This is a genomic window from Aureimonas pseudogalii (assembly GCF_014196835.1).
GTDB lineage: Bacteria > Pseudomonadota > Alphaproteobacteria > Rhizobiales > Rhizobiaceae > Aureimonas > Aureimonas pseudogalii.
Map to the genome: position 1 here is coordinate 38,087 of NZ_JACIEK010000011.1, position 23,991 is coordinate 62,077.

21 protein-coding genes are annotated in these 23,991 nt (G+C 70.4%); 12 read left to right on the plus strand and 9 right to left on the minus strand.

The genetic code is table 11. The features are described 5' to 3' along the window. The 6 genes from GGR04_RS17115 to GGR04_RS17140 all read right to left on the minus strand — a co-directional run bounded on the left by GGR04_RS17115 (position 1) and on the right by GGR04_RS17140 (position 6,709). Positions 1-1,584 (minus strand): gamma-glutamyltransferase family protein, encoded by a 1,584-nt coding sequence (locus GGR04_RS17115; RefSeq protein WP_183201153.1) that lies wholly within the window; start codon positions 1,582-1,584, stop codon positions 1-3. A 75-nt stretch (positions 1,585-1,659) separates the two neighbouring features. Continuing rightward, on the minus strand, positions 1,660-2,334 hold the full coding sequence (locus tag GGR04_RS17120; RefSeq protein WP_183201154.1) for an aspartate/glutamate racemase family protein: 675 nt from the start codon (positions 2,332-2,334) through the stop codon (positions 1,660-1,662). A gap of 40 nt (positions 2,335-2,374) precedes the next feature. Continuing rightward, entirely contained in the window at positions 2,375-3,259 is an 885-nt protein-coding gene (locus GGR04_RS17125) for an ABC transporter permease (RefSeq protein ID WP_183201155.1), read from the minus strand. Between the two features lies 1 nt (position 3,260). Further along, positions 3,261-4,145, minus strand: coding sequence for an ABC transporter permease (locus GGR04_RS17130; protein WP_183201156.1), 885 nt, complete (start codon positions 4,143-4,145; stop codon positions 3,261-3,263). A 223-nt stretch (positions 4,146-4,368) separates the two neighbouring features. Beyond that, positions 4,369-5,679, minus strand: a complete 1,311-nt coding sequence (locus GGR04_RS17135; RefSeq protein WP_183201157.1) for an ABC transporter substrate-binding protein — start codon at positions 5,677-5,679, stop codon at positions 4,369-4,371. 40 nt (positions 5,680-5,719) lie between these two features. Next, entirely contained in the window at positions 5,720-6,709 is a 990-nt protein-coding gene (locus GGR04_RS17140; protein WP_183201158.1) for an ABC transporter ATP-binding protein, read from the minus strand. A 237-nt stretch (positions 6,710-6,946) separates the two neighbouring features. Here GGR04_RS17140 and GGR04_RS17145 point away from each other — a divergent pair, with 237 nt between their 5' ends. The 11 genes from GGR04_RS17145 to GGR04_RS17195 all read left to right on the plus strand — a co-directional run bounded on the left by GGR04_RS17145 (position 6,947) and on the right by GGR04_RS17195 (position 18,411). Continuing rightward, positions 6,947-7,675 (plus strand): GntR family transcriptional regulator, encoded by a 729-nt coding sequence (locus tag GGR04_RS17145; protein ID WP_183201159.1) that lies wholly within the window; start codon positions 6,947-6,949, stop codon positions 7,673-7,675. A gap of 225 nt (positions 7,676-7,900) precedes the next feature. Beyond that, positions 7,901-8,887, plus strand: coding sequence for a tripartite tricarboxylate transporter substrate-binding protein (locus GGR04_RS17150; protein WP_183201160.1), 987 nt, complete (start codon positions 7,901-7,903; stop codon positions 8,885-8,887). 112 nt (positions 8,888-8,999) lie between these two features. Continuing rightward, complete coding sequence (locus GGR04_RS17155; protein WP_246393265.1) at positions 9,000-9,527, plus strand: tripartite tricarboxylate transporter TctB family protein; 528 nt, start codon at positions 9,000-9,002, stop codon at positions 9,525-9,527. A gap of 10 nt (positions 9,528-9,537) precedes the next feature. Continuing rightward, positions 9,538-11,043 (plus strand): tripartite tricarboxylate transporter permease, encoded by a 1,506-nt coding sequence (locus tag GGR04_RS17160; protein ID WP_183201161.1) that lies wholly within the window; start codon positions 9,538-9,540, stop codon positions 11,041-11,043. Between the two features lie 66 nt (positions 11,044-11,109). Next, positions 11,110-11,577 (plus strand): CYTH domain-containing protein, encoded by a 468-nt coding sequence (locus GGR04_RS17165; protein ID WP_183201162.1) that lies wholly within the window; start codon positions 11,110-11,112, stop codon positions 11,575-11,577. A gap of 420 nt (positions 11,578-11,997) precedes the next feature. Next, the gene (locus GGR04_RS17170) at positions 11,998-13,266 is read left to right on the plus strand and encodes an Hsp70 family protein (RefSeq protein ID WP_183201163.1); all 1,269 of its coding nucleotides are present in this window, start codon (positions 11,998-12,000) and stop codon (positions 13,264-13,266) included. Positions 13,267-13,357: 91 nt separating this feature from the next. Next, positions 13,358-13,786: a GlcG/HbpS family heme-binding protein gene (locus GGR04_RS17175; RefSeq protein WP_183201164.1), complete on the plus strand. Its 429-nt coding sequence runs from the start codon at positions 13,358-13,360 to the stop codon at positions 13,784-13,786. 165 nt (positions 13,787-13,951) lie between these two features. Further along, positions 13,952-15,484, plus strand: coding sequence for a siroheme synthase CysG (gene cysG / locus GGR04_RS17180; protein ID WP_183201165.1), 1,533 nt, complete (start codon positions 13,952-13,954; stop codon positions 15,482-15,484). Between the two features lie 41 nt (positions 15,485-15,525). After that, the gene (locus tag GGR04_RS17185; protein WP_183201166.1) at positions 15,526-16,170 is read left to right on the plus strand and encodes a nucleoside/nucleotide kinase family protein; all 645 of its coding nucleotides are present in this window, start codon (positions 15,526-15,528) and stop codon (positions 16,168-16,170) included. A 37-nt stretch (positions 16,171-16,207) separates the two neighbouring features. Next, on the plus strand, positions 16,208-16,780 hold the full coding sequence (locus tag GGR04_RS17190) for a P-loop NTPase family protein (protein ID WP_183201167.1): 573 nt from the start codon (positions 16,208-16,210) through the stop codon (positions 16,778-16,780). A 191-nt stretch (positions 16,781-16,971) separates the two neighbouring features. After that, complete coding sequence (locus tag GGR04_RS17195) at positions 16,972-18,411, plus strand: Nramp family divalent metal transporter (RefSeq protein ID WP_183201168.1); 1,440 nt, start codon at positions 16,972-16,974, stop codon at positions 18,409-18,411. Between the two features lie 94 nt (positions 18,412-18,505). Here the strand turns inward: GGR04_RS17195 and GGR04_RS17200 are convergent, their stop codons facing one another. After that, positions 18,506-20,002 carry a CoA-acylating methylmalonate-semialdehyde dehydrogenase gene (locus tag GGR04_RS17200; RefSeq protein WP_183201169.1) on the minus strand — a complete coding sequence of 499 codons (1,497 nt, stop codon included), beginning with the start codon at positions 20,000-20,002 and terminating at the stop codon, positions 18,506-18,508. Between the two features lie 107 nt (positions 20,003-20,109). On the opposite strand from GGR04_RS17200, the gene GGR04_RS17205 reads away from it, so the two are divergent. After that, positions 20,110-20,991: a LysR family transcriptional regulator gene (locus GGR04_RS17205; RefSeq protein WP_183201170.1), complete on the plus strand. Its 882-nt coding sequence runs from the start codon at positions 20,110-20,112 to the stop codon at positions 20,989-20,991. Positions 20,992-21,075: 84 nt separating this feature from the next. On the opposite strand, the gene GGR04_RS17210 is transcribed toward GGR04_RS17205, so the two are convergent. Further along, the gene (locus tag GGR04_RS17210; protein WP_183201171.1) at positions 21,076-22,875 is read right to left on the minus strand and encodes a hypothetical protein; all 1,800 of its coding nucleotides are present in this window, start codon (positions 22,873-22,875) and stop codon (positions 21,076-21,078) included. A gap of 5 nt (positions 22,876-22,880) precedes the next feature. Beyond that, on the minus strand, positions 22,881-23,990 hold the full coding sequence (locus GGR04_RS17215) for a protein-glutamate methylesterase/protein-glutamine glutaminase (RefSeq protein ID WP_183201172.1): 1,110 nt from the start codon (positions 23,988-23,990) through the stop codon (positions 22,881-22,883). Position 23,991: the final 1 nt, after the last annotated feature.

Genomic DNA, 23,991 nt, shown 5'->3' on the forward strand with positions numbered 1-23,991 from the left:
TCAGATGCCGAACGCCACCCCGTCCTTGCGATGGTCGGACGAACCGACGAGAACACCGCGCTCGCGGTCGATATAGATCGACTGGCAGCCGCCGAGCGGCTCGCCGGCCCATTGCGTCGCGTGGCCGCGCGCTTCGAGATCGGCGCGCACGTCGTCCCCGATCGTCGTCTCCAGCGTCAGCACGCCCCCGTGGTGGAAGGAGCGCGGCGCCTCGTTGGCCAGCTGCGGGTCGAGGCCGAGATCGAGCATCTGCGACAGGAGATGAGCGTGGCCCGTCGCCTGATACTGCCCGCCCATCACGCCGAAGGGCATCACCGCCTGCCCCCCCTTCGTCAGGAGGCCGGGAATGATCGTGTGGAAGGGCAGCTTGCCGCCGGCCACCGCGTTCGGATGGCCTTGCGCGAGCGAGAAGCCGGCGCCCCGGTTCTGCAGGAGAACGCCGCTCCGTGCAGCGAAGATACCGCTGCCGAAGGGGAAGAAGATCGAGTTGATCAGCGACACCGCGTTGCGCTCGGTGTCGACGACGCTCACCGTCACGGTGTCGCGATGCGTCGGCCCGAGCCAGGGCGCCGCGGGGCCGGCGCGGTCCATCGCGAGCCCCTCGCGGATCTTCGCGACGAAGCGCTCGTCCAGAAGCGCGGCCACGTCGATCTCGTCGTGGCGGGGGTCGCAAATGAGGGCGTCGCGCATCGCGTAGCCGCGCTTCGTCGCCTCGGCGAGAACGTGGATCCGGTCGGCTTCGCCGAGCGCGGCGAAGTCGAACCCGTCGAGAATGCGGGTGATGAGAAGCGCCGCCAGCCCCTGGCCGTTCGGCGGGCATTCGAGGAGCTCGTGCCCCTTGTAGGCGGCGCCGATCGCATTGGTTTCGAACGCGTGGTAGCCCGCGAAATCGGCGAGGTCGTGGAGGCCGCCCTCCGCGCGCAGGGTCGCCACCATGTCCTCGGCCACCGCGCCCTCGTAGAAGGCGGCGCGGCCCTCGCGGGCGATGCGCCGCAGCGTCGCGGCGAGCGCCGGCTGCGCGAAGCGCTCGCCGACCTCCGGCGCGCGGCCTCGCGCCAGGAAATGCGCCTTCGCCGGCGCGTGGCGGGCGACGCGCCCCGCGAACAGGGCCCAGTCGAAGGCGACGCGCGGGGTGATGCAGAAGCCGGCCTCCGCCGCCTCGATGGCGGGGCGCAGCACGCGCTCCAGCCCGAGCCGCCCATGCGCCGCGACGAGGCGGCACCAAGCGTCCACAGCGCCGGGCACGGTGACGGCATGGGCGCTGTCGTCGGCGATGGCGGTGAGGCCGTGCTCGACGAAATAGGGGAGATGCGCGGCCTGCGGCGCCGGGCCGGAGCCGTTGGTGGCGACCGGCGTGCCGCCCTCGTTCGCGACGATCGCGAAACAGTCGCCGCCGATGCCGGTCATCAGCGGGTCGATCACCGACTGCAGCGCCACCGCCGCGATCGCCGCCTCCACGGCATGCCCGCCCTCGCGCAGTACGTCCACCGCGGCGAGCGTCGCGAGGGGATGCGAGGTCGCGGCCATCGCGCGGTCGGACAAAGCGACGGAACGGCCCGGCTTCTGAAAATCACGGCTGATCATCGCTCAACTCCCTCGGCATGGCCCCCTTCGCATCGCCGGCTCCGACCGGACGGTCAAGCGCAAACCGCGGGGGCGTCAGCCCGCTCGCACATCCGGGAGGGCCGATCCCGCCGCCGCCTCCCGCTCTGCCCGGCGCACGGCGGCGACCACGCCGTCGATCACGGGCAGACCGAATCGCTCGGCGTAGATCCCGGCGAGATCGGCCATGCCGGCGCAGCCGAGCACGATCGCGTCGGGCCGGTCCTCGGCGAGCGCGCGGCCGATCTCGGCGGCGACCTTCTCGCGCGCCGCGCTGCCCTCCTCTTCGAGATCGAGCACGGCGACGTCGGAGGCTCGCACGCGGGCGCAGGTCTCGCCGAGGCCATAGGCCGCGACGTTGGCGGCGATCACGGGCACCGAGACCGCCAGCGTCGTGACCACCGAGAAGCGCCCATGCGCGGCGGCCGCGCGCATCGCGGCCTCGCCGATGCCGAGGACGGGCTTGGCGGTCAGCGCGCGGGCGCGGGCGAGCCCGGTGTCGTCGAAGCAGGCGATGACGAAGGCGTCCGCCTCGCCCTCGTGCGCCCCGATCAGCGCCAGCAGCCCCGGCACCGCCGCCTCGCCGTCGGCCTCGCCCTGGATGGAAGCCGGGCCGGCCGTGTTGGTGAGGGCGAGGATCCGCGTGCCCGCCCCGGCCGCGGCTTGCGCCGCGGCGGCAATCTTGTCGGTCATCGAGGCGGTGGCGTTGGGATTGACGAAGAGAAGGCGCATGGGGTCCGAACGGGATCGAGGGTCGGGCAAGGCGGCTTCGTCAGAGCGTGCCCTTGCCGGCGTCCGAGGCGCCGCGAAGGCGGCGGCGGCGCAACAAAAGCCCGGTGCCGAGCGTCAGCCCGATGACGACGAAGGAGACGGCGGTGGTGAGCGTGCCCAGCGCATAGATCGCGGGCGTGGTGACGGTGGTGGTCAGGCCCTGCAGTTCCAGCGGCAGCGTGTTGGGCCCGCCCACCGCCTGGGAGGTGCGGGCGATCTCGTCCCACGAAAGCGTGAAGCCGAACAGGGCGACGCCGACGAGATAGGGCATGATGATCGGCAGCACGACATGGCGGAAGGTCTGCCAGGGCGAGGCGCCGAGATCGCGTGCCGCCTCCTCGTAGGCGGGGTCGAAGCGGTTGAACACGGCGAACATCACGAGGAGCCCGAAGGGCAGCGTCCATGTGAGATGGGCGCCGAGCGCCGAGGTGAAGAGCCCCATGGACGACTGGAAGCCGGCAGGCCCCAGGCCATAGGCCTTCACGAAGTCGTCGAAGAGGCGGAACTCGAGCGCGATGCCGAGCGACACCACGATCGAGGGCAGGATGAGGGAGGCGATGGCCGTGTAGAAGACGAGCGTCGAGCCGACGAAGCGACGGCGGAAGGCGAGACCCGCCAGCACCGAGATGACGACGGTGAGCACCGTCACCACCAGCCCCAGCCGGAACGAGCGCCCGAACGCCGCCCAGACGTCGACGACGCCGAGCCCGCCCCAGAGCACCCCGAACCAGTGCGTCGAGACGCCGTTCATCGGGAAGGTCAACCCGCCCTCCGGCCCCTGGAACGAGAGGATGAGGACGGTGAGCGTCGGCCCGTAGAGGAACAGGACGAAGAGGGCGAAGAAGCCGGCCAACACGTAGAACGTGGGCGTACGCGCGTCGGACATCTCAAAGCTCCTTGCGGATGTCGACGACGCGCGTCAGCGCGAAGATGATGAGCAGAACGGTGGCGAGCAGCACCACCGAATTGGCGGCGGCCACGGGAAACTGCAGGTAGCTGATCTCGGTCTGGATGGTCTTGCCGACCGAGGCGATCTGCTGGCCGCCCATCAGCCCGACCGTGATGAAGTCGCCCATCACGATGGTGATCACGAAGATCGAGCCGATGGCGATGCCGGTCTTCGACAGCGGCACGATGACGTTCCACAGGATCTGCCAGCCCGACGCGCCGCCGTCGCGCGCCGCCTCGATCAGCGAGCGGTCGATGCGCAGCATCGAATTGTAGATCGGCACCACCATGAAGAAGGTGAAGAGGTGCACGAAGGTCAGCGTCACCGAGAAGGACGAGTAGAGCAGCCACTCGATCGGCTGGTCGATCAGACCCGCGCCCATCAGCGTCTGGTTCACCAGCCCCGAGCGCCCGAGCAGCGGGATCCACGAGATCATGCGGATGACGTTGGAGGTCCAGAACGGGATGGTGCAGACGAGGAAGAGCGCCGACTGGATCTCCTTCGAGCGCACCTCGAAGGCCAGGAAATAGGCGATCGTGAAGCCGACGCCGAGCGTCAGCGCCCAGACCATGGCGCAGAAGCCGAGCGTCGAGAGATAGGTGCGGAAGGTCGTGCACAGGGTCGGCAGCCGCACGATGCAGCGGTCGAACACGTCGAGATAGTTCTGGATCTCGAAGGCCGGCTGGATCTGATAATTCTCGTAGGTCCAGAAGCTCACCATCACGATGAAGACGAGCGGCACCACGAGAAAGACGAGGAACACCAGCATCATCGGCGCCACCTGAAGGTAGGGCGCGAGGCCGGGACGGTCGGAAGCGGCCATCGGGACTCCAGCAAGGCTTGGGGCGGGCGTGGCAAGGCGGGGCTGCCGCCCCGGTCCCCGCCCGGGAATGAATTCCCGGACCCTTCTTTTCATGTGTCGATCATGGGTGAGGGCCAGCGGCCCTCCCCCATGATCGAAAGACGAGGAGTGGGTTCCAAGGGGCTTCAAGCCCCTTGGCAGGGGTGCAGGGGACGGCCGTCCCCTGCATGGCGTCACGTGCGCGTCAGGCCGCGACGAACTCGTTCCACTTGCGGATCATGTAGGCGTCCTCGTCCATCACCGCGTTCCAGCAGGCGACGGCGCCCATGCGCTGCGCGAAGGAGCCGCCGTCGCGGGTGGCGCCCTTGAGGGCGATGGTCTGGCCCTGTGGGGCCTTGATGTCCTGTTCGGCCGGCGCGCCCTCCATCCAGTAGGCCCACTCAAAGGGCTCCATGGACTTCTGCGCGGTGGAGAGGACGCCGGAATAATAGCCCTGGCGGTTGAGGAAGGCGCCGGCCCAGCCGGACTGGAACCAGTTGACGAACTCGTAGGCGGCGTCGAGCTTGGGGCCCTCCAGCGTGGCGGGCAGCGCGAAGCCGCTGGCCCAGGCGCGGTAGCCCTCCTTCAGGGGCTGGAACACGCAGTCGATGCCCTTGGCGCGCACGGCGGTAACGGCGGGCGACCACATGGACTGGATCACGGTCTCGCCGGAGGCCATGAGATTGACGCTCTCGTTGAAGTCCGACCAGAGGGCGCGGAACTGACCGGCCTGCTTGGCCTCGATCAGCGCGTCGATCGTCATGTCGATCTCGTCGCGGGTCATGTTGCCCTTGTCGGGATACTTGTACTTGCCGGTGGCCTCGATCGCCATCGCGGCATCCATGATGCCGATCGAGGGGATGTTGAGGATCGAGGCCTTGCCCTTGAACTCGGGGTTCAGGAGTTCGGCCCAGCTGTCGATCGGGCGCTTGATGAGGTCGGGGCGGATGCCCAGCGTGTCGGCGTTGTAGGTGGTGGGGATCAGCGAGATCCACTCGGTCGGGGTGGCCGAGAACTCCTTGGACTTGTTGCCGGCGAGGTAGAGCACCTTCCAGGGCGCGGTGCCCTGGCCGCCGATCGCCTTGCCGTCGATCTCGCCCTTGGTGAAGACGGTGGTGATCTCGTCGAATTCCTTGATGCGCTTGGCGTCCATGCCCATCAGGTTGCCGGTCGGCACGAACTTCTTCAGCGCGAAATATTCGGTGTCGACGATGTCGAACGTGTTGGGCTGGGTGATGATGCGCTTGGTCACCTCATCGGTGGTGACGGGGATGTACTCGATGGTGATGCCGAGATCCTCCTTCACCTTGTCGGCGATCTCCTTCGACTGGTTCACGGCGGTGCCAAGATAGCGAAGGGTCTTGGCCTCCTGGGCGCGGGCCGAGGAGATGGAGGGGAAGCCGGTGACGGCGGCGCCGCCGACGAAGGCGACGCCGGCCGCGGCGGTGCCGGTCTTCAGGAAGGCGCGGCGGCTGAGGCCGGCGGTCTCGGGAGCGGGCTGTTTGGTGTCGGTCATGGAATGCGTCTCCTTGGCAAGGGCGGGAAGGCGGAAAGTCTCAGGCGGCGGCCAGGGCGTATTCGTCGGCGCGCGCCCAGTGGATGGGGCGGCTCTCGCCGAGCTCGGTGGGGGCGCGGGCGTAGTCCTCCTCGGGGATCACGGCGGTGATCTCGCCGGCTTCGCCGGCCGCCATCACGACGGTGACGGTGGCGCCGCCATATTCGACGCCGCGCACCTCGCCGCTCATCGTGCGCGCCGCCTCGCCCCCGGTGCCGAGGCGCACGCGGTCGGCGCGCACCGTGACGGGGCGTCCGTCCAGCGTCAGCACGTTGTGGCCGCCCATGAAGCGGGCGACGAAGGCGGTGGCGGGGCGGTGGAATACGTCCTGCGGGGTGCCGGCCTGTTCGATGCGGCCATCCTTCATGATGACCACGAGGTCGGCGAGGGCCATCGCCTCGTCCTGCCCGTGGGTGACGTGGAGGAAGGAGATGCCGAGCTCGCGCTGCAGGCGCTTCAGCTCGGTGCGCACCTTGAGGCGCAGGAACGGATCGAGCGCCGAGAGCGGCTCGTCGAGGAGGAGGATGCCGGGATCGGTGACCAGCGCCCGCGCGAGCGCCACGCGCTGCTGCTGGCCGCCGGAGAGCTGCGCGGGCATGCGCGTCTCGAACTTGCCGAGATCGACGAGCTCCATCACCTGCCGCGCCTTGGCGTAGCGCTCGGCCTTCGGCGCGCCCTTCATCTTCAAGGAGAAGGCGATGTTGTCGAGGACGGTGAGATGTGGGAACAGCGCGTAGGACTGGAACATCATCGCCGTGCCGCGCCGCGCCGGCACGAGGTTGGTGATGTTGGCGTTGCCGAGGAGGATGTCGCCGCCCGACGCCGTCTCGTGGCCGGCGACCATGCGCAGCGTCGAGGACTTGCCGCAGCCGGACGGGCCGAGGAAGCAGCAATAGGTGCCCTGGGGAATGCGCAGGTCGATGGCGTCCACGGCCGTGGTCGGGCCGTAGCGCTTGGTGAGCTTCACGAGTTCGAGCTGTCCGCCGGCCACGAGCGATCCTTTGGGAAGGAGGTCTGTCCTCCCCCTCTATGCACGGCGCGTGCCAAGTCGGCGCGTCGTGCCGTAGAGCCGGCCGTGACTGACGTGCAGCCCCTCAACCATCTGGGCTTCCGAAGCCCTCAACCTGCCGTCGCCTCATTTTGAGGCAGGCAAGGGCCTCGATTGTGTACAATCCTTGCGCCCACACCGCTTGGTGCCCGCGTCCCGATCTGCGACACTGAACCCACGATGTCCCAGCCCCCACCGCCGAACCTCGCCGCCTCCGCTCAGCCGTCGGCCAGAACGACGTGGGAGACGATTCATGCGAGCCTGCACGAGGCGATCGTGCGGCACCGGATCGACCCCGGCGCCAAGCTCGTCGAGGACGAGATCGCCGGACATTTCGGCGTCAGCCGCACCATCGTGCGCGCCGCGCTGCAGGCCCTGGCGCGCGAGGGCGTGGTGGAGATCCGGCGCAACCGCGGCGCCAGCGTCGCGCGGCCGAGCCCGGATGAGGCGCGCGGCATCTTCGAGGCACGCGCGCTGGTGGAGCCCCATCTCGTGCGCCTGGCCGCCGCGCGCATCACGGGGGCGGACGTGGCGGCGCTCGAAGCCTGCCTCCTGCGCGAGCACGCGGCGCTGCGCGACGACCGCCCGCAGGAAGCCGTCCATCGCTCCGCCGAGTTCCACCGGATCATCGCGGGCATTGCCGGGCACGAGGTTCTCGAACGCATCCTCGCCGACCTCCTGTCGCGGTCCTCGCTCGTGGTGGCACTCTACTGGCGGCGACCGGAGACCTTGTGCGAAAGCGTCGCGCATCACGATCTGGTGGCGGCACTGGAGCGCCGGGACGGAGCGCGGGCGGCGGCGTCCATGGAGGCGCATCTCGCGGCGCTGCTGGACGGCCTCGACTTCCGCGAGCCCGCCCCCCCGCGCTTCAGCCTTGCCGAGGCGCTATCCTCCACCGCGGCGCCCTGACTGACGTCCCGCGAGGATACACACACGACTTCGTGATGACCGGCAGTAGATCGGAGAAGAGTGGGCGCTTTCGTCCGGCCTCCGAAGCATGAACCACCTTGGAGGAAATGCGATCGAACCGATCGGCTGCCGTTTTATGGCGGGACGACTGGACAAGGCGCGCGGCATGCTGTGCAACAGCGCAACGCCCCGCATTCAAGGGCGCCGACATTTCTGGGAGGAACCATGTCGCACATCCTGAAGGGGCTCGTCGCCTCGCTCGGCGCGCTCGCCGCCGTCGCCTTCGCCCCGGCCGCTCTCGCGCAGGACTATCCCACGCAGCCCATCACCGTCGTGGTGCCCTTCTCGGCGGGCGGCCCGACCGACACCGTGGCCCGCCTCGTGGCGCAGGTCATGTCGAAGGATCTCGGCCAGCAGGTGCTGGTGCAGAATGTCGGCGGCGCCGGCGGCACGCTCGGCGCGGGCCAGGTGGCGAACGCCAAGCCCGACGGCTACACGCTGCTTCTCCACCACATCGGCATGTCCACCGCGCCGACCCTCTACCGCAACCTCGCCTTCGATCCGCTGAAGGCCTTCGCGCCGATCGGCCTGATCACCGCCGTGCCGATGACCATCGTGGCGCGCAAGGACTTCGAGCCCGCCGACGCCAAGACCCTCCTCACCTATCTCAAGGAGAAGGGCGCGGACACGACCTACGCCCATGCCGGCATCGGCTCGGCCTCGCATCTCTGCGGCATGCTGCTGCAGGAGGCGGCGGGCGTGCAGATGATCACCGTGCCCTACCAGGGCGCCGCACCGGCGATGACCGACATCATCGGCGGCCAGGTCGATCTCCTCTGCGACCAGACCACCAACACCACCAACCAGATCAAGGCCGGCGAAGTGAAGGCCTACGCCGTGACGACGCCGACCCGCGTCGCCTCGCTGCCGGACCTGCCGACGACGAAGGAGGTCGGACTCGACAAGCTGGACATCGGCGTCTGGCACGGGCTCTACGCGCCCGCCGGCACCGATCCCGCGATCGTCGCCAAGCTCGAGGCCTCGCTGCAGAAGGCGCTCGTCGACGAGACCGTGAAGTCCCGCTTCGCCGAGCTCGGCACCGCGCCGGTCACGGCCAGCGAGGCGACGCCGGCCGCGCTCACCGCGGAACTGACCTCGCAGATCGAGCTCTGGCGCCCGATCATCCAGGCCGCCGGCACCTACGCCGACTGAACGGGCGACGCCGCACCGGCAGGCGAGGCCGATCCACGGCTTCGCCTGCCGGCAAGACCGCGGGCCGACGCCGCGGCGGTCGGTTCCAAGAGCCTTTGGGGGAAGGTGACGCATGCAGGGATCAAGGGAAGCCATCGGGCCCGCCGGAATGGGAGCCGGGCCGGGCCCGGCGCCGAAGGCCGGCGACGTGCGCTCGCGGCGCGACGTGATCGCGGGGGCGATCTTCATCGCCATCGCGCTCGCCTTCGGCCTGGAAGCGTCCACCTATCCGCTCGGCACGGCGCTGCGCATGGGGCCGGGCTTCATGCCGCTGTTCCTCGCGGTGCTGCTGGCCGTCTTCGGCGCGATCGTGCTCGGCACCAGCCTCAAGCGCCACGAGACGATCAGCCCCACCCCCATCCCGTGGAAGGCCATCGGCCTCGTCTGCGCCGCGCTCGCCGTCTTCGGCGAGTTCGGCCTCGCGCTCGGTCTCGTGCCCGTGGTCGTCGTCTGCACCTTCACCGTGGCGCTGGCCTCCGCCAAGAACTCGCCCCTCGCCGCGCTCGCGATCGCGCTCAGCCTGGCGGCGCTCTGCTGGCTGATCTTCAAGGTCGGGCTGAACGTCTCGCTGCCGACCTTCGGCACCCTCTTCTCCTCCTGACGGGCGCCCGATGGACCTCCTCTCCAATCTCGCCCTCGGCTTCGAGACGGCGCTGACGCTGACCAACCTGTTCTGGTGCTTCGTGGGCGTGCTTCTCGGCACGCTCGTTGGCGTGCTGCCCGGCATCGGCCCGACGGCGACGATCGCCATGCTCCTGCCGATCACCTTCACCTTCGCGCCCGTCACCTCGCTCATCATGCTTTCGGGCATCTACTACGGCGCGCAATACGGCGGCTCCACCACCGCCATCCTGATCAACCTGCCCGGCGAATCCTCCTCGGCCGTCACCGCGATCGACGGTTACCAGATGGCGCGCAAGGGCCGCGCCGGACCGGCGCTCGCAACGGCCGCGCTCGGCTCGTTCTTCGCGGGATCGGTGGCGACGATGCTGCTCGCCGTCGCGGCGCCGCCGCTGGCGCGCGTCGCGCTGCAGTTCGGCGCGCCCGAATATTTCGCGCTCATCGTGCTCGGCCTCCTCGTCTCCATCTCGCTCGCCCACGGCTCGGTGGTGAAGGCGCTGGCGATGATCTGCCTCGGGCTGTTGCTCGGCACCGTGGGGCAGGACATCTACACCGGCACGCCGCGCTTCACCTTCGGCCAGCTTGAACTCTACCAGGGCATCAACTTCGTCTCGATCGCGGTGGGCGTCTTCGGCGTCGCCGAGATCTTCCGCAACCTGGAGAACGAGAACGACCGCGAGGTCATGGTGAAGAAGGTCACCAACCTCTGGCTGACGAAGGAAGATTTCAAGCGCATCGCCGCCCCCGTGGTGCGCGGCACGGTGCTCGGCTCGATCCTCGGCGTGCTGCCGGGCGGCGGCCACGTCCTCTCCTCCTTCGCCTCCTATTCGCTGGAAAAGAACCTCTCGAAGAACCCGCAGGAGTTCGGCCACGGCGCCATCGAGGGCGTCGCCGGGCCGGAATCGGCCAACAACGCGGCGGCGCAGACCTCCTTCATCCCGCTGCTGACGCTCGGCATCCCCGCCCATCCCGTGATGGCGCTCATCGTCGGCGCCTTCATCCTCCAGGGCATCACGCCGGGCCCGAACGTCATCAACACGCAGCCCGCCCTCTTCTGGGGCATCATCGCCTCGATGTGGATCGGCAACGTCCTCCTCGTCATCCTCAACCTGCCGCTGATCGGGCTCTGGGTGAAGATGCTGACCATCCCCTACCGGGTGCTCTTCCCCGCCATCGTGCTGTTCGCCGCCATCGGCTGCTACTCGATCAACAACAACCCGTTCGACGTCTACGCCATCGGCGTCTTCGGGGTGCTCGGCTACGTGCTGATCCGCCTCGGCTGCGAGCCGGCGCCGCTGCTGCTCGGCTTCGTGCTCGGGCCGCTCCTGGAGGAGCATCTGCGCCGCGCCATGATCATCTCGCGCGGCGACCCGTCGATCTTCGTCACTCGGCCGATCTCGGCGACGCTCCTGGCGCTGGGTCTCGCCGCCGTGATCGCCGCCGCGCTGCCGAGCATCCGGCGCAAGCGCAAGGTCGTCTTCGTGGAGGACGATTGATCCCGGAGGGGGGCCCGTCTCGCACGGGCTCTTGACGCCGCGCCGCGCTTGGTCGCCTCTTGGCGAATGGCACAGGAAATCGAGCGCAAGTTCCATGTGACGAGCGACGACTGGCGGGCGCTCGCCGACGCCGGCACGCGGATCCGCCAGTTCTACCTCGCCTCGCGCGAGGGGCTCACGGTGCGCGTGCGCCGGCGCGAGGGCCGGCCCGCGGTGCTGACGCTGAAGACCGGCAGCGGCCTCTCGCGCGGCGAGTTCGAATACGACATTCCCGATGCCGACGCCGACGCGCTCGAGGCCGCCCATCTCGGCACGGTGATCGAGAAGCGCCGCCATCTCGTGCCGTTGGGAAGCCTGACGATCGAGGTCGACGTCTTCGCCGGCCCCTTCGCGCCGCTCGTCACCGCCGAGATCGAGCTGCCGGCGGCCGACCACGCAGTGACGCTGCCAAGCTGGATCGGCCGCGAGGTGACCGACGATCCGCGCTACGGCAACGGCGCGATGGCGCTCGCCGGCGCCCCGCCGCCGGCCTGATCGCGTTCACCGACGACGTTTGCCGACCGCCCTCGCGTCCTCGCGGTCCGGTCACTCCGCCATCGTGCCGGCCTGCGGCACCACCGACTCGCTTCGACCCCCGTTCCGATCCCGCACCGCGGCAGCCCGGAAACGGTCGTGCGGCCGGCGTACGGTCGATCGCGCCCGCGGTCGGAGAGCCGCCGCGCGGATCGTCGGGGGCGACGATCGCGTCCCGGTCGCGGCACCCCGCGGCAACCCCCGCTTGCGCCGGCATCTCGCTCCGCGCGGCGCGCAGGGCTGCACTGCGCCGGTCCTGCCTTGGCAGCGCGGCGGGCCTCCGCTATAGCGCCGCCCTTCGTCCCGCCCGCTCCCCGATCCGCCCTCGTCGGCGCAAGCGGGCGTCTGCCTGCCTCTCATGCCCTGCAAGGTCGAGCCCCCATGTCCCGCCTCTTTCCCGGCCTCGATTTCGGCACCACTAATTCCACGCTCGCACTCTGCGCCCCCGGCGGCGCGCCGGAGCTTCTGGCGGTGGAGGACGAGCACCGCACCATCCCCTCCGCGCTGTTCTTCAGCCTGGAGGACGGGCGCACCTATTTCGGACGTCAGGCCGTCTTCGAGTATGTCGATGGCGCCGAGGGGCGCTTCATGCGGGCCCTGAAAAGCATTCTCGGCACCTCGCTGATGAAGGAGACGACGCAGGTCGGGCGCGAGCGCATGACCTTCGAGGATCTCGTCGGGCGCTTCCTCTCCAACCTTCGGCGCCGCCTCGAACGCGAGGCGGAGAGCCATGGGGTGGACACCGATTCGATCGTGCTCGGCCGCCCCGTGCGCTTCGTCGACGAAAGCGACGAGGCCGATGCGGCCGCGCAGGGCCAGCTCGAATCGGCGGCGCGCGCGCAAGGCTTCCGCCACATCGAGTTCCAGTACGAGCCGGTGGCGGCGGCGCTCTACTACGAATCCACCGTCGATCGCGAACAGCTCGCCATGGTGGTGGACATCGGCGGCGGCACGTCGGACTTCTCGATCCTGCGCCTGTCGCCGGAGCGCGCCCGCGCGCCCGACCGGTCCGGCGACATTCTCGGCACCACGGGCGTCCATGTCGGCGGCACCGATTTCGACCGGCTGCTGAACATCGCCAAGATGCAGCCGCTGCTTGGCCTCGGCAGCGCCACCGCCGACGGCAAGCGGCGGATGCCCGTCTGGTACTTCAACGACATGGCGACCTGGCACCGCATCAACACGCTCTACACCGCGAAGATCCTCGCCGACATCCGCGCCCTGAAGAAGGAGGCGGGCGAGCCCGCCAAGCTCGGCGCGATGGAGCACATGCTCCTCCACCGCTCCGGCCACCGGCTCGCCGGCGCGGTGGAGCGCGCCAAGATCGCGCTCTCGAACGAGGCCGCCGTGCCGATCGCGCTGCACGAGCCGGGCTTGGCACTCGACGCGCTGGCGACCCGCGAGGAGTTCGAGGGCGCGACCACTGAGCTCGTCTCTCGCATCGAAGGCTCGATCGAGGCGGCGCTGCGCCTCGCCGGCGTCGCCTCGGGCGAGATCGAGACGGTGATCCTCACCGGCGGTGGCGCGCAGGTGCCGGCGGTGAAGAGCGCCGCGACGAAGCGCTTTCCGGACGCGCGGATCGCGCTCTCGGACGCGTTCGGCTCCGTCGGCCTCGGCCTCGGCCTCGACGCCGCCCGCCGCTTCGGCTGAACGGGCGCCCCCCCGATCCGCGATGCTTGGCGGCGAGCGCGATCCCGGCTATCCCCGAGGTCCCTCACCCGACCCTCCCGGAGCCCCCCACATGACCGCCCTCACCCTCGACACCGCCCGGCGCCTCGTCGCCGCCGCCTTCGCCAAGGGCGAAGCGCTGAAGCTGAAACCGCTGACGGTGGCCGTGCTCGACGCCGGCGGCGCGCTGATCGCGTTGGAGCGCCAGGACGGCGCGGCGCCGCTGCGGCCCGACATCGCCATCGGCAAGGCCAACGGCGCGGTGAAGATGGGCATGGGCTCGCGGGCGCTCGGTGCGCGCGCCGAGCAACAGGCCTATTTCATCCAGTCGATGAACGCGCTCTGCGGCGGCTCGCTCGTGCCGGTGCCCGGCGGCGTGCTCGTTCGCTCGAACGGCGCGATCGTCGGCGCGGTCGGCATCACCGGCGACACGTCGGACAACGACGAGGCGGCGGCGGTGGCCGCGATCGAGAGCGTCGGCCTCACCCCCGACGCCGGCTGAGCGGCGCGCCGGTCCCACGCATGGAAACGCCCCCGCCCTTGTTCCGGGCGGCGCGGGGAACGACATGCAGGAGAGGCCCACCACCGCAGGTCGCCTTGCCTTGCGCCCCTTGATGGCCGGCGCGAATCATGGCCTCTGCGGGGGTGACACCTTTGGGATCGACCGATGAGTTTCCTGTCCACGCCCGGCCTGCCGGACACCGAGACCGCCGCCGCCGCCCGCCCGCAACGCGTGGGCGAGCTGAGCGTGCTGCCGGTGTTCTTCGACCTGAAGGGCCGGCGCGTCGCCATGGCGGGGGGCGGCGACGGCGCGGCGTGGAAGGCCGAGCTCCTCGCCGCCGCCGGCGCGCTCGTCGATCTCTACGAGCCCGCGGAGGGCCTCGGTGAGGAGATGCGCACCGTCCTCGCCATGAGCTTCGCGGGCGGGCGCATCACCCACCACGACCGCCCCTGGGCGCTCGACGTCTTCGCCGGCGCCGCGCTCGCCGTCGCGGACTGCGAGACGATGGCCGACGCGCAGGCCTTCTTCTGCGCCGCGCGCAGTGCGGGCGTTCCCGTCAACGTCATCGACAAGCCCACCTTCTGCCAATTCCGCTTCGGCACCATCGTCAACCGCTCGCCCGTCGTCGTCGGCATCTCCACCGACGGCGCCGCGCCGATCCTCGGCCAGGCCATTCGCCGGCGCATCGAGACGCTGCTGCCCGCGACGTTGACGGGCTGGGCGAAGCTCGCCGCGAAGGTCCGCGCCGAGGTGATGGAGCGCCTCGAGCCGGGCCCGCTGCGCCGCGCCTTCTGGGAGCGCTTCTCCGACGAGGCCTTCACCCGCAAGGCTCCCGACGAGGCCGCGGAAGCCGACGCCCGGCGCTTCGTCTCCGATCTCGTCGCCGCCCCACAGGCGGGCGGGCGCGTCACGCTGGTGGGCGCCGGCCCCGGCGAGGCCGAGCTTCTGACGCTGAAGGCGGTGCGCGCGCTGCAGGCCGCCGACGTCATCCTCTTCGACGACCTCGTCTCCGACGACATCCTCGAACTCGCCCGGCGCGAGGCCAAGCGCATGCTGGTGGGAAAGCGCGCCTCGCGCGACTCGTGCCGCCAGGAGGACATCAACCGCACGATGGTGCAGTTCGCGCGGGCCGGAAAGCACGTGGTGCGGCTCAAATCGGGCGACGTCTCGGTGTTCGGGCGCTCGGGCGAGGAGATCGCCGAGCTGAAACGCGCGGGCATTCCCGTGCGCATCGTGCCCGGCATCACCGCGGCCTCGGCGCTCGCGGCGGGCTTCGGCGTGTCGCTGACGCATCGCGACCGGGCGCAGCAGGTGCGCTTCGTCACCGGGCATTCGAAGAAGGGGGATCTGCCCGACGACATGAACTGGGCGACGCTCGCCGACGACCGGGCCACCACGATCTTCTACATGGGCGGGCGCATGGCGCCGCGCATCTCGGCCATGCTGATCGCGCACGGGCTGCCGGGCGAGACGCCCGTGGCGGTCGCCGCCAACATCTCGCGGGACGACGAGACGCGGGCCGTCGGCCGTCTCGCCGATCTCGGCGCGATCGTCGAGCGCATCGGCGTCGACCGGCCGATCCTCATCGGGGTGGGCCGCGTCTTCGCCGACTGCGAGGCGAGCGTCGTCGAAGGCTTCGAGCCCGCAGAGGGCACCCCGGCTGGCGAAACCTCGCGGCTTCGGGCAAAGGCCTCCTGACAGCGCGGCGCATACGCGCCGGCAGATGGGAGACACGCGCCATGACCGAAAGCCTCACCCTGGCGGCGCTCGCCGACGCGCTCCTCACCGAGGAAGGCGCGACGCGCCGCATCGTCGCCATCGCGGGATCGCCGGGCTCGGGCAAGTCCACCGCCGCCGAATCCCTGAAGGCGCGGCTGAACGCGCGCCGCCCCGGCGTCGCCGACATTCTGCCGATGGACGGCTATCACTTCGACGACGCCGTCCTGAACGCGCGCGGCGACCGCCCGCGCAAGGGCGCGCCCCACACGTTCGATCTCGACGGCTTCCGCGCCATGCTGGAGCGGCTGCGCCTGGACACCGGCCGCGACGTGGCGGTGCCCGTCTTCGACCGCTCGGTCGAGATCGCGCGGGCGGGCGGGCGCATCATCGAGGCCACCACGCGCATCATCCTCGCGGAGGGCAACTACCTGCTCCTCGACGCGCCCGGCTGGCGCGACCTCGCCCCGCTCTTCGATCTCACGGTCATGGTCGAGGCGCGCGAGGAGCTGCTGATCGAGCGCCTGACCGAGCGCTGGCTCAGCTTCGGCTACGAGCCGGAGGCGCTGATCGAGAAGCTGGAGGGCAACGACCTGCCCAACATGCGGCTGGTGCTGAAGAACAGCCGCCCGGCCGACGTCGCGCTGCGCAGCGACGGCGGGCGCTGACGCGACGGGACCGCAAGGCAGGCCGCGAAGGGATTTCATGCCCCGAATCCATGTCACCGGCGCCGCCGGATCGGGCGTCACCACCCTCGGGAAGGCCTTGGCGAACACCCTCGACCTGCCGCATGTCGACACCGACGACGTCTTCTGGATGCCGACCGATCCGCCCTTCGGGGTGAAGCGTCCGGCGGGCGAACGGATCGACCTCCTCTCGGATTGGCTCAAGTCCCGGCCAGCTTGGGTCTGGTCGGGTTGCGCGCGGCCATGGGCCGAGGCGCTCGAACCGCTCCAGGATCTCGTCGTCTTCCTGACGCTCGACCCGGCGCTGCGCATGGCGAGGCTGCGCCGACGCGAAAGCCGGCGCTTCGGCCCACGCATCGCGCCGGGGGGCGACATGGCCGGCCCGAGCGCGGCGTTCCTCGCCTGGGCAGCGGCCTACGACACGGCCGGCGACGAGCAGCGAAGCCGTGCCGCTCACGAGGCCTGGCTGTCCACCCGGCCCGTTCCCGTGCTTCGCCTCTCGTCGGCGGAACCGGTGGCGAGGCTGGTGGCCGAGGTCCGGTCGGTGCTGCAGGCGCGGCGACCACCGTCCGCCGCCCCGGCCGCCGACTGACGACGGCACGCTCTTTCGCCCGCAGTTGGTGTTGCCCCAATTCCTCCTGCGACCCGATCCCGGCCGCGAGAGCAAGTCGCAGTGACCGATGGCGAAGGCGTCCGATCGGCAGCTGGCCCAAGCTGTTCGGCGATTGACGCCGCGGCTCCCCTCCCCCACACGGGGAAGGAGAACGATTCGAGGGAGGAACGATGTCCACCGTGAGAGACGACAGGGGCGGCTCGGCCGCCGATCTATTTCCCGCCGGCAGGCTCGGCCGGCCGGAGGTTCGCGAACTGCCCGCCGCACCCGCCAAGACCGGCCGGCTGATCGGGCCGGGCATCGTGGCGGCCGGCGTCGGCCTCTCCTCGGGCGAGTTCATCCTCTACCCCTACATCGCCAGCCAGGTCGGCATGGCCTTCGTCTGGGCGGCGCTCCTCGGCGTCACCACGCAGTTCTTCCTCAACATGGAGATCGAGCGCTACACGCTCGCCACCGGCGAGACGGTGCTCACCGGCTTCAGCCGCTTCTGGCCGCACTGGGGCCTCGTCTTCGCGGTCATGACCTGCTTCGCCAATCTCTGGCCGGGCTGGGTCACCAGCTCGGCGACGATGCTCTCCTACATCGTGGGCGGCGAGCCGCGCTGGATCGCGGTCGGCATGCTCGTCGCCATCGGCCTCATCCTCACCCTCGCGCCCGTGGTCTACGTGATCCTCGAGCGCCTGCAGATGGTGAAGGTCGCGGCGGTCGGCCTCCTCATCGTGATCGCCGCCTTCTTCGTGATCACCGCCGAGGACTGGGCGGCGCTGCCGCAGATCGCCACCACCGCCACCGTGCCGACCGAGCTCGGCTTCGCGCTGCTCCTCGGGGCGCTGGCGTTCGCGGGCGCGGGCGGCGGGCAGAACCTCTGCCAGTCCAACTGGATCCGCGACAAGGGCTTCGGCATGGGGAAATACGTGCCGCGCATCACCAGCCCCGTCACCGGCGCGCCGGAAGCGGCGCCCTCCACCGGCTTCGTGTTCGAACCGACGGCCGAGAACATGGCGCGGTGGCGCCGCTGGTGGCACTTCGCGAATTTCGAGCAGCTCGTCACCTTCGTGCTCATCACCTTCGTGACCATCACCTTCACCTCGCTCCTCGCCTACGCCACGGTCTACGGCGAGGAGGGGCTCGCGAACTCGGTCGCCTTCGTGCAGCGCGAGGGGCAGGTCTTGAGCGAGCGGGTCGGCTCGTGGTTCGGCATCCTGTTCTGGTTCATCGGCGCCTTCTCGCTGTTCGGCGCGGCCACCGGCATCGTCGACTACACGGCGCGTCTCGTCGCCGACGTGCTGCGCACCTCCTACCTCAAGGGCCAGAACGAGAGCCGGCTCTACTTCGTCACGGTCTGGACCCTCGTGACGATCGGCATCGTGGTGCTCTTCGCCGGCCTCGCGCAGCCCCTGGTGCTGCTCGTCATCTCGGCCTGCGTCGGCGGTCTCATGATGTTCCTGTACTCGTTCCTGCTGATCCGCCTGAACCGCACCTTCCTGGTGCCGCAACTGCGACCCGGCGCCTTGCGGGTGGGCACGCTCATTTGGGCCTTCCTCCTGTTCGGCATCCTGTCGGGCATCACGGTGGTGCAGCAGGCGCCCAAGCTCTGGGGCGCCGGCTGAACAGGGACGGCTGAACCCGGACCGCTGAAACGAAGAGGCCGGCCCGCTCGATGAGAGCGGGCCGGCCTTTCTCATGAGGCAAGGCGCCTTGCGGTCAGCGCATCACGGGCATCGAGAACTCGGCGCCCGACTTGATGCCGGAGGGCCAGCGGCTCGTCACCGTCTTGGTGCGGGTCCAGAACTTGATCGAGTCCGGCCCGTGCTGGTTGAGGTCGCCGAAGGAGGACTTCTTCCAGCCGCCGAAGGAATGGTAGGCCAGGGGCGTGGGGATCGGCACGTTGATGCCGATCATGCCGATGTTGATGCGGGAGGCGAAGTCGCGGGCCGCGTCGCCGTCGCGGGTGTAGATCGCGACGCCGTTGCCGTACTCGTGGCGCATCGGCAGGGCGATGGCGTCCTCGTAACTGGCGGCGCGCACCACCGAGAGCACCGGGCCGAAGATCTCTTCCCGGTAGATCGCCATGTCCGGCGTCACGTGATCGAAGAGGCAGGAGCCGACGAAGAAGCCGTCCTCGTAGCCCTGCATCCTGAAGGAGCGCCCGTCCACCGCGAGCGTCGCGCCCTCCTCGATGCCCTTCTCGACGAGGCCGAGGATCTTCTGCTGCGCGGCCTTGGTCACCACCGGGCCGTAGTCGGCGCTCGCGTCCGTGGCCGGGCCGATCTTCAGCGCCTCGACCTTCGGGATGAGCTTGGCCATCAGCGCGTCGGCCGTCGCCTCGCCCACGGGCACCGCCACCGAGATCGCCATGCAGCGCTCGCCGGCCGAGCCGTAGCCGGCGCCGATCAGCGCGTCGGCGGCCTGGTCGAGATCGGCGTCGGGCATGATGATCATGTGGTTCTTGGCACCGCCGAAGCACTGGGCGCGTTTTCCGCGCGCGGTCGCCTCGGCGTAGACGTAGGACGCGATCGGCGTGGAGCCGACGAAGCTCACCGCGCCGATGTCGGGATGCTGGAGGATGCCGTCGACGCTCGACTTGTCGCCGTTGACGACCTGGAGCACGCCCTTCGGGAGACCCGCCTCCATCATCAGCTCGGCGAGGCGCATCGGCACCGAGGGGTCGCGCTCGGAGGGCTTGAGGATGAAGGCGTTGCCGCAGGCGATGGCCGGCGCGAACATCCACATCGGGATCATCGCCGGGAAGTTGAACGGCGTGATGCCGGCGCCGATGCCCACCGGCTGACGGATCGAGTACATGTCGATGCCCGGACCCGCGCCTTCCGTGAACTCGCCCTTCATGAGGTGCGGGATGCCGATCACGAACTCGCAGACCTCGAGGCCGCGCACGATGTCGCCCTTGGAATCCTCGACCGTCTTGCCGTGTTCGGAGGAGAGGAGTTCCGCGAGCTCCTGCATGTGGGCGTTCAGAAGCTCCACGAACTTGATGAAGACGCGGGCGCGGCGCTGCGGGTTGGTGGCGGCCCAGCCGGGCTGAGCGGCCTTCGCGGCGTCCACCGCGCGCTGCAGCTCGGCCTCGGAGGCCAGCGCAAGCTTCGCCGTCACTTGGCCGGTGGCGGGGTTGAAGATGTCGGCGGTGCGTCCGCTCGTGCCGGCGACGCGCGCGCCGTCGATGAAGTGACCGATCTCGTTCATGGCCGTTCCTCCCGTTCGTGTGGCCCCAGAGATGCGCCGGGGTGGGACTTGAAATCAAGCGGCATCCCCGCGCATCCATTGTGCGTGGAATGATGTGAGGAACGGCCATGAACTGGGACGACGTGCGCATCTTTCTCGCCGTGGCGCGGGCCGGGCAGATTCTGGCGGCCTCGCGGCGCCTCGGACTCAACCACGCGACGGTGGGGCGCCGGCTCGACGCGCTGGAGGCGGCGATGGGCGTCGCGCTCTTCACACGGCGCCCGAGCGGCTGCGAGCCGACGCGCGAGGGCGCGGCGTTCCTCGCCGGCGCCGAGCGGATGGAGGCGGAGATGGCCGACGCCCTGTCGCTGGCGGCGGGCGCCGACGCCGCGCTGACGGGCACCGTGCGGATCGGCGCGCCCGACGGGTTCGGCACGGCGTTCCTGGCGCCGCGGCTGAAGGGGCTCGCAGAGCGCCATCCCGGCCTGCGGCTGCAGCTCGTGCCGGTGCCGCGCGCCTTTTCGATCTCGCGGCGCGAGGCCGACATCGCCATCACCGTGGAGCGCCCGGCCGAAGGGCGGCTGGTGGCGCGCCGGCTCGTCGCCTACGCGCTCGGGCTCTATGCCTCACGGGACTATCTCGCCGCGCACGGCACGCCGCGAAGCGTCGGCGATCTCGCCCGCCACCGGCTGGTCGGCGCGGTGGAGGATCTCCACTACAGCGCCTCGCTGCAATACACCGCCGAGATCACCCCGGACTGGCAGAGCCGCTTCGAGATCGCCTCGGCGCTCGGGCAGACCGAGGCGGTGGCGGCGGGCGCCGGGATCGGCATCCTCCACGTCTTCATCGCGGCGCATCGGCCGGGGCTGGTGCGGGTGCTGCCGGGGGCCGAGATCCGGCGGGAATACTGGCTGGTGATCCACGAGAGCGCGCGGGCGCTGGCGCCGATCCGCGCGGCGGCCGACTTCATCGCCGAGACGGTGGAGCGCGAGCGCGCGCTCTTCGGCTGAAAGCCGCGAGCTGTCGCTCCTGCCGAAACGCAGAAGAGGGCGGCCGGAGCCACCCTCTCATGGAATGTCGGGACGTCCGATCGCTCAGAACAGGAAGTCGTCGACGTCGTCGGCGGGCGGGGGCGGCGCGGCGTTCACCACGGCCGACGGCAGGACGGTGAGGCCCATGGCGCGGAACGAGGCCTCGAAGATCGCGCGCTCCTCGGCCATCGTGTACTGCGCGGCGAGCAGCCCGTAGAGGCGCAGGCCCTCCTCCGCCGACATCGCCTCGTCGGGCAGCCCGGCGAGGAGCTGGCGCAGGATCGCGATGGTCTGGCGCATCAGGCCGCAGCCCTCGACATGCGGCGTCATCAGCGCGGTGATCGCCTCGACCTTGGCGCCGAGGCCGCGGGCGTTCACCGAGGCCTCGCGCAGCGTGTCGAGGCATTCGGCGTCGATGCGCTGCAGGATGCCCGTCGCCTCGGCGAACTGCGAGGCGATCTCGCCCTCGGCCGAGCCGATCTTCGGCAGGATCGCGCCTTCGAGCTCGCGCGTCGCGCTGACCGCGACCTCGATGCCCTCGCGCACGAGGTCGGCCTGCGCCTTGGCGAGCGAGGCCTGCTCGCGGATCTCGCGGGCGATGTAGCCGATCGTCTCGTCGCCCGAGTCGACATGGGCGGCGCGCACCGCGGCGTTGAAGCCGGCGAGCCGCAGCGTGTGCTCGAGCGCGGCGAGCTCGTCGGTCATCTCGATGAGCGGGCCGGCCGCCTCGACGCATTCGCGCAGCGAATGGTCGAGATGCTGGCGATCGACCTCGTCGCGCGAGAAGCGCGCGCGCACCTTGCCCGCCTCGCGCTCCAGCACCGCGATGGCGCTTTGGCCGGCACCGTCGGAATCGTCGGAGAAGAGCTGGCCGAGCAACCGGTCGCTCGCCGCGATCTCGCCGGCGATGATCTCCAGATTGCCGTGGAGATCGCCCATCTTGGTCTCGTAGAGCGTCGTCAGGCTCTCGATCTGCGCGATCTCGAGCTCGACGATGCGGCGCAGCGCCAGGTTGCGCGCGGTGCCCTCGAGCGGGGCGCCGTCATGGGAGAGCTGGCCGGTCTCGGCGATGAGGAAGAGGCGTTCGAGATTGCCGAGCGTGTGTTCGAGGCGCTGGCGGGCGATGTCGTGGAACTGCAGGCCCATCACCAGCCCGCCGACGGCGTCGCGGATGGCGGAGAAGGAGCGGTGCGCCTCGGCGCGCGTGGTGGCGACGGCGTCGCGCTCCTGGGCGAGGCTGCGGCCGAGCGTGCGGAACTGGAAGGCGAGGCTCGGCTCGCCGAGCATCGCCTTGGCGCCGACGCGCGCGTCGATGGCGCGGCTCTCGCCGATATGGCCGGCGAGCAGGCGCACCCGCTCGTCGAGCGCGCGGGCCACGCTCTGGCCGGAGCCGACGAGTTCGTGCACGTGCTGGGTGAAGGGCACGAGCACGTCGCGCGCCTGCGTCATGCCCTCGACATGGGTGCGCGCCACCAGCACCACGTAGTCGAGGAGGCGGAACACCAACGCCACGGCGGTGGAGCCGGCGGCCGCCGTCGACACGCCGTCGGCGAGGGTGCGCAGCACGCTGGAGCGCTCGATCGCCAGTTCTTCCAGCGAGGCGGCGGAGGTCGCGGCGGTGCCGAGCAGGCTCTCGACGCGGTCCGCCTCGGGCGAGGTGACCACCTCGGTGGAGCGCCGGATGCAGTCGCGCACGGCGCCGATGCGCCGGTGCAGCAGCTGCAGATCCTCGCCCGCCCCGAGATAGACCGCCTCGGAGGAGACGTTCCACTGGTGGATCTGCGCGAGCGTGCGGCGCAACGCCTCGAAGCCGTCGGGCAAGCCGGCCTGGGCGAACGTGCTGGAGGGAAGCAGGGTCGTCATGGGGATCACCGGCCTTGCGCCGCGCGCTGCGCGGTCTTGGGGAACTGGTCGTGGGCGAAGCGGACGATCTCGGCGGGGATGCGGTCGAGGGCGATCTCCTGCGCCACGGCGCCGGCCTTCATCGCCTCCTTCGGCATGCCGTAGACGATGCAGGTCGCCTCGTCCTGGCCGATCGTGTGGGCGCCGGTCTGGCGCAGTTCCAGCATGCCCTTGGCGCCGTCGTCGCCCATGCCGGTCATGATGATGCCGAGCGCGTTGGCGCCGGCCGAGCGCGCCGCCGAGCGGAACAGGACGTCCACCGAGGGGCGGTGGCGGGTGACGAGCGGACCGTCGCGCACCTCGACGTGATACTGCGCGCCCGAGCGCTGCAGCAGCAGGTGGTGGTTGCCCGGCGCGATGAGCGCCAGGCCCGGCATCAGCCGGTCGCCGGTCACCGCCTCGCGCACCTCGATGCGGCAGAGCCCGTCGAGGCGCTTGGCGAAGGCGGAGGTGAAGCCGGCGGGCATGTGCTGTACGATGGCGATGCCCGGGCAGTCCACGGGCAGCGGCTCGAGGATGCGCCGCAGCGCCTCGGTGCCGCCGGTGGAGGCGCCGATCACCACGACCTTGTCGGTGGTGCGGTCGATCGGGCGCCCGCTGGACGGCGGCAGCACGGCGTCGGCGGTGAGCTTCTCCTGCGGCGCGCTGGAGGCGGAGGGCCGGCGCACCCGCACGGTGGCCTGCGCGGCGGCGCGCACGGCGTCGCAGATGCGGGTGCGCGCCTCCATCAGGAACTGCGGCGTGCCGACCTTGGGCTTGGCGATGATCTCGACGGCGCCCGCCTCCAGCGCCTGCAGCGCCATCTTCGAGCCGGCCTCGGCGAGCGAGGAGCAGATGATCACCGGGATCGGGCGCTGGCTCATCAGCTTCTGCACGAAGGTGATGCCGTCCATGCGGGGCATCTCGATGTCGCAGATGATGACGTCCGGCACCTCCTCGCGCAGCCGTTCGGCGGCGAAGTAGGGATTGGAGGCGGTGGCGGCGACCTCCATGTCCGGCTCGGCGGAAATGATCTCGGACAGGACCTGACGCACGCTGGCGCTGTCGTCGACCAGCAGGACACGGATGGTCTTCATG

Bases quoted from the DNA above. Each gene is read 5' to 3' on its own strand.
- GGR04_RS17115 (WP_183201153.1), bottom strand. From the start codon at position 1,584: ATGATCAGCCGTGATTTTCAGAAGCCGGGCCGTTCCGTCGCTTTGTCC.
- GGR04_RS17120 (WP_183201154.1), bottom strand. From the start codon at position 2,334: ATGCGCCTTCTCTTCGTCAATCCCAACGCCACCGCCTCGATGACCGAC.
- GGR04_RS17125 (WP_183201155.1), bottom strand. From the start codon at position 3,259: ATGTCCGACGCGCGTACGCCCACGTTCTACGTGTTGGCCGGCTTCTTC.
- GGR04_RS17130 (WP_183201156.1), bottom strand. From the start codon at position 4,145: ATGGCCGCTTCCGACCGTCCCGGCCTCGCGCCCTACCTTCAGGTGGCG.
- GGR04_RS17135 (WP_183201157.1), bottom strand. From the start codon at position 5,679: ATGACCGACACCAAACAGCCCGCTCCCGAGACCGCCGGCCTCAGCCGC.
- GGR04_RS17145 (WP_183201159.1), top strand. From the start codon at position 6,947: ATGTCCCAGCCCCCACCGCCGAACCTCGCCGCCTCCGCTCAGCCGTCG.
- GGR04_RS17150 (WP_183201160.1), top strand. From the start codon at position 7,901: ATGTCGCACATCCTGAAGGGGCTCGTCGCCTCGCTCGGCGCGCTCGCC.
- GGR04_RS17155 (WP_246393265.1), top strand. From the start codon at position 9,000: ATGCAGGGATCAAGGGAAGCCATCGGGCCCGCCGGAATGGGAGCCGGG.
- GGR04_RS17160 (WP_183201161.1), top strand. From the start codon at position 9,538: ATGGACCTCCTCTCCAATCTCGCCCTCGGCTTCGAGACGGCGCTGACG.
- GGR04_RS17165 (WP_183201162.1), top strand. From the start codon at position 11,110: ATGGCACAGGAAATCGAGCGCAAGTTCCATGTGACGAGCGACGACTGG.
- GGR04_RS17170 (WP_183201163.1), top strand. From the start codon at position 11,998: ATGTCCCGCCTCTTTCCCGGCCTCGATTTCGGCACCACTAATTCCACG.
- GGR04_RS17175 (WP_183201164.1), top strand. From the start codon at position 13,358: ATGACCGCCCTCACCCTCGACACCGCCCGGCGCCTCGTCGCCGCCGCC.
- cysG (WP_183201165.1), top strand. From the start codon at position 13,952: ATGAGTTTCCTGTCCACGCCCGGCCTGCCGGACACCGAGACCGCCGCC.
- GGR04_RS17185 (WP_183201166.1), top strand. From the start codon at position 15,526: ATGACCGAAAGCCTCACCCTGGCGGCGCTCGCCGACGCGCTCCTCACC.
- GGR04_RS17190 (WP_183201167.1), top strand. From the start codon at position 16,208: ATGCCCCGAATCCATGTCACCGGCGCCGCCGGATCGGGCGTCACCACC.
- GGR04_RS17195 (WP_183201168.1), top strand. From the start codon at position 16,972: ATGTCCACCGTGAGAGACGACAGGGGCGGCTCGGCCGCCGATCTATTT.
- GGR04_RS17200 (WP_183201169.1), bottom strand. From the start codon at position 20,002: ATGAACGAGATCGGTCACTTCATCGACGGCGCGCGCGTCGCCGGCACG.
- GGR04_RS17205 (WP_183201170.1), top strand. From the start codon at position 20,110: ATGAACTGGGACGACGTGCGCATCTTTCTCGCCGTGGCGCGGGCCGGG.
- GGR04_RS17210 (WP_183201171.1), bottom strand. From the start codon at position 22,875: ATGACGACCCTGCTTCCCTCCAGCACGTTCGCCCAGGCCGGCTTGCCC.
- GGR04_RS17215 (WP_183201172.1), bottom strand. From the start codon at position 23,990: ATGAAGACCATCCGTGTCCTGCTGGTCGACGACAGCGCCAGCGTGCGT.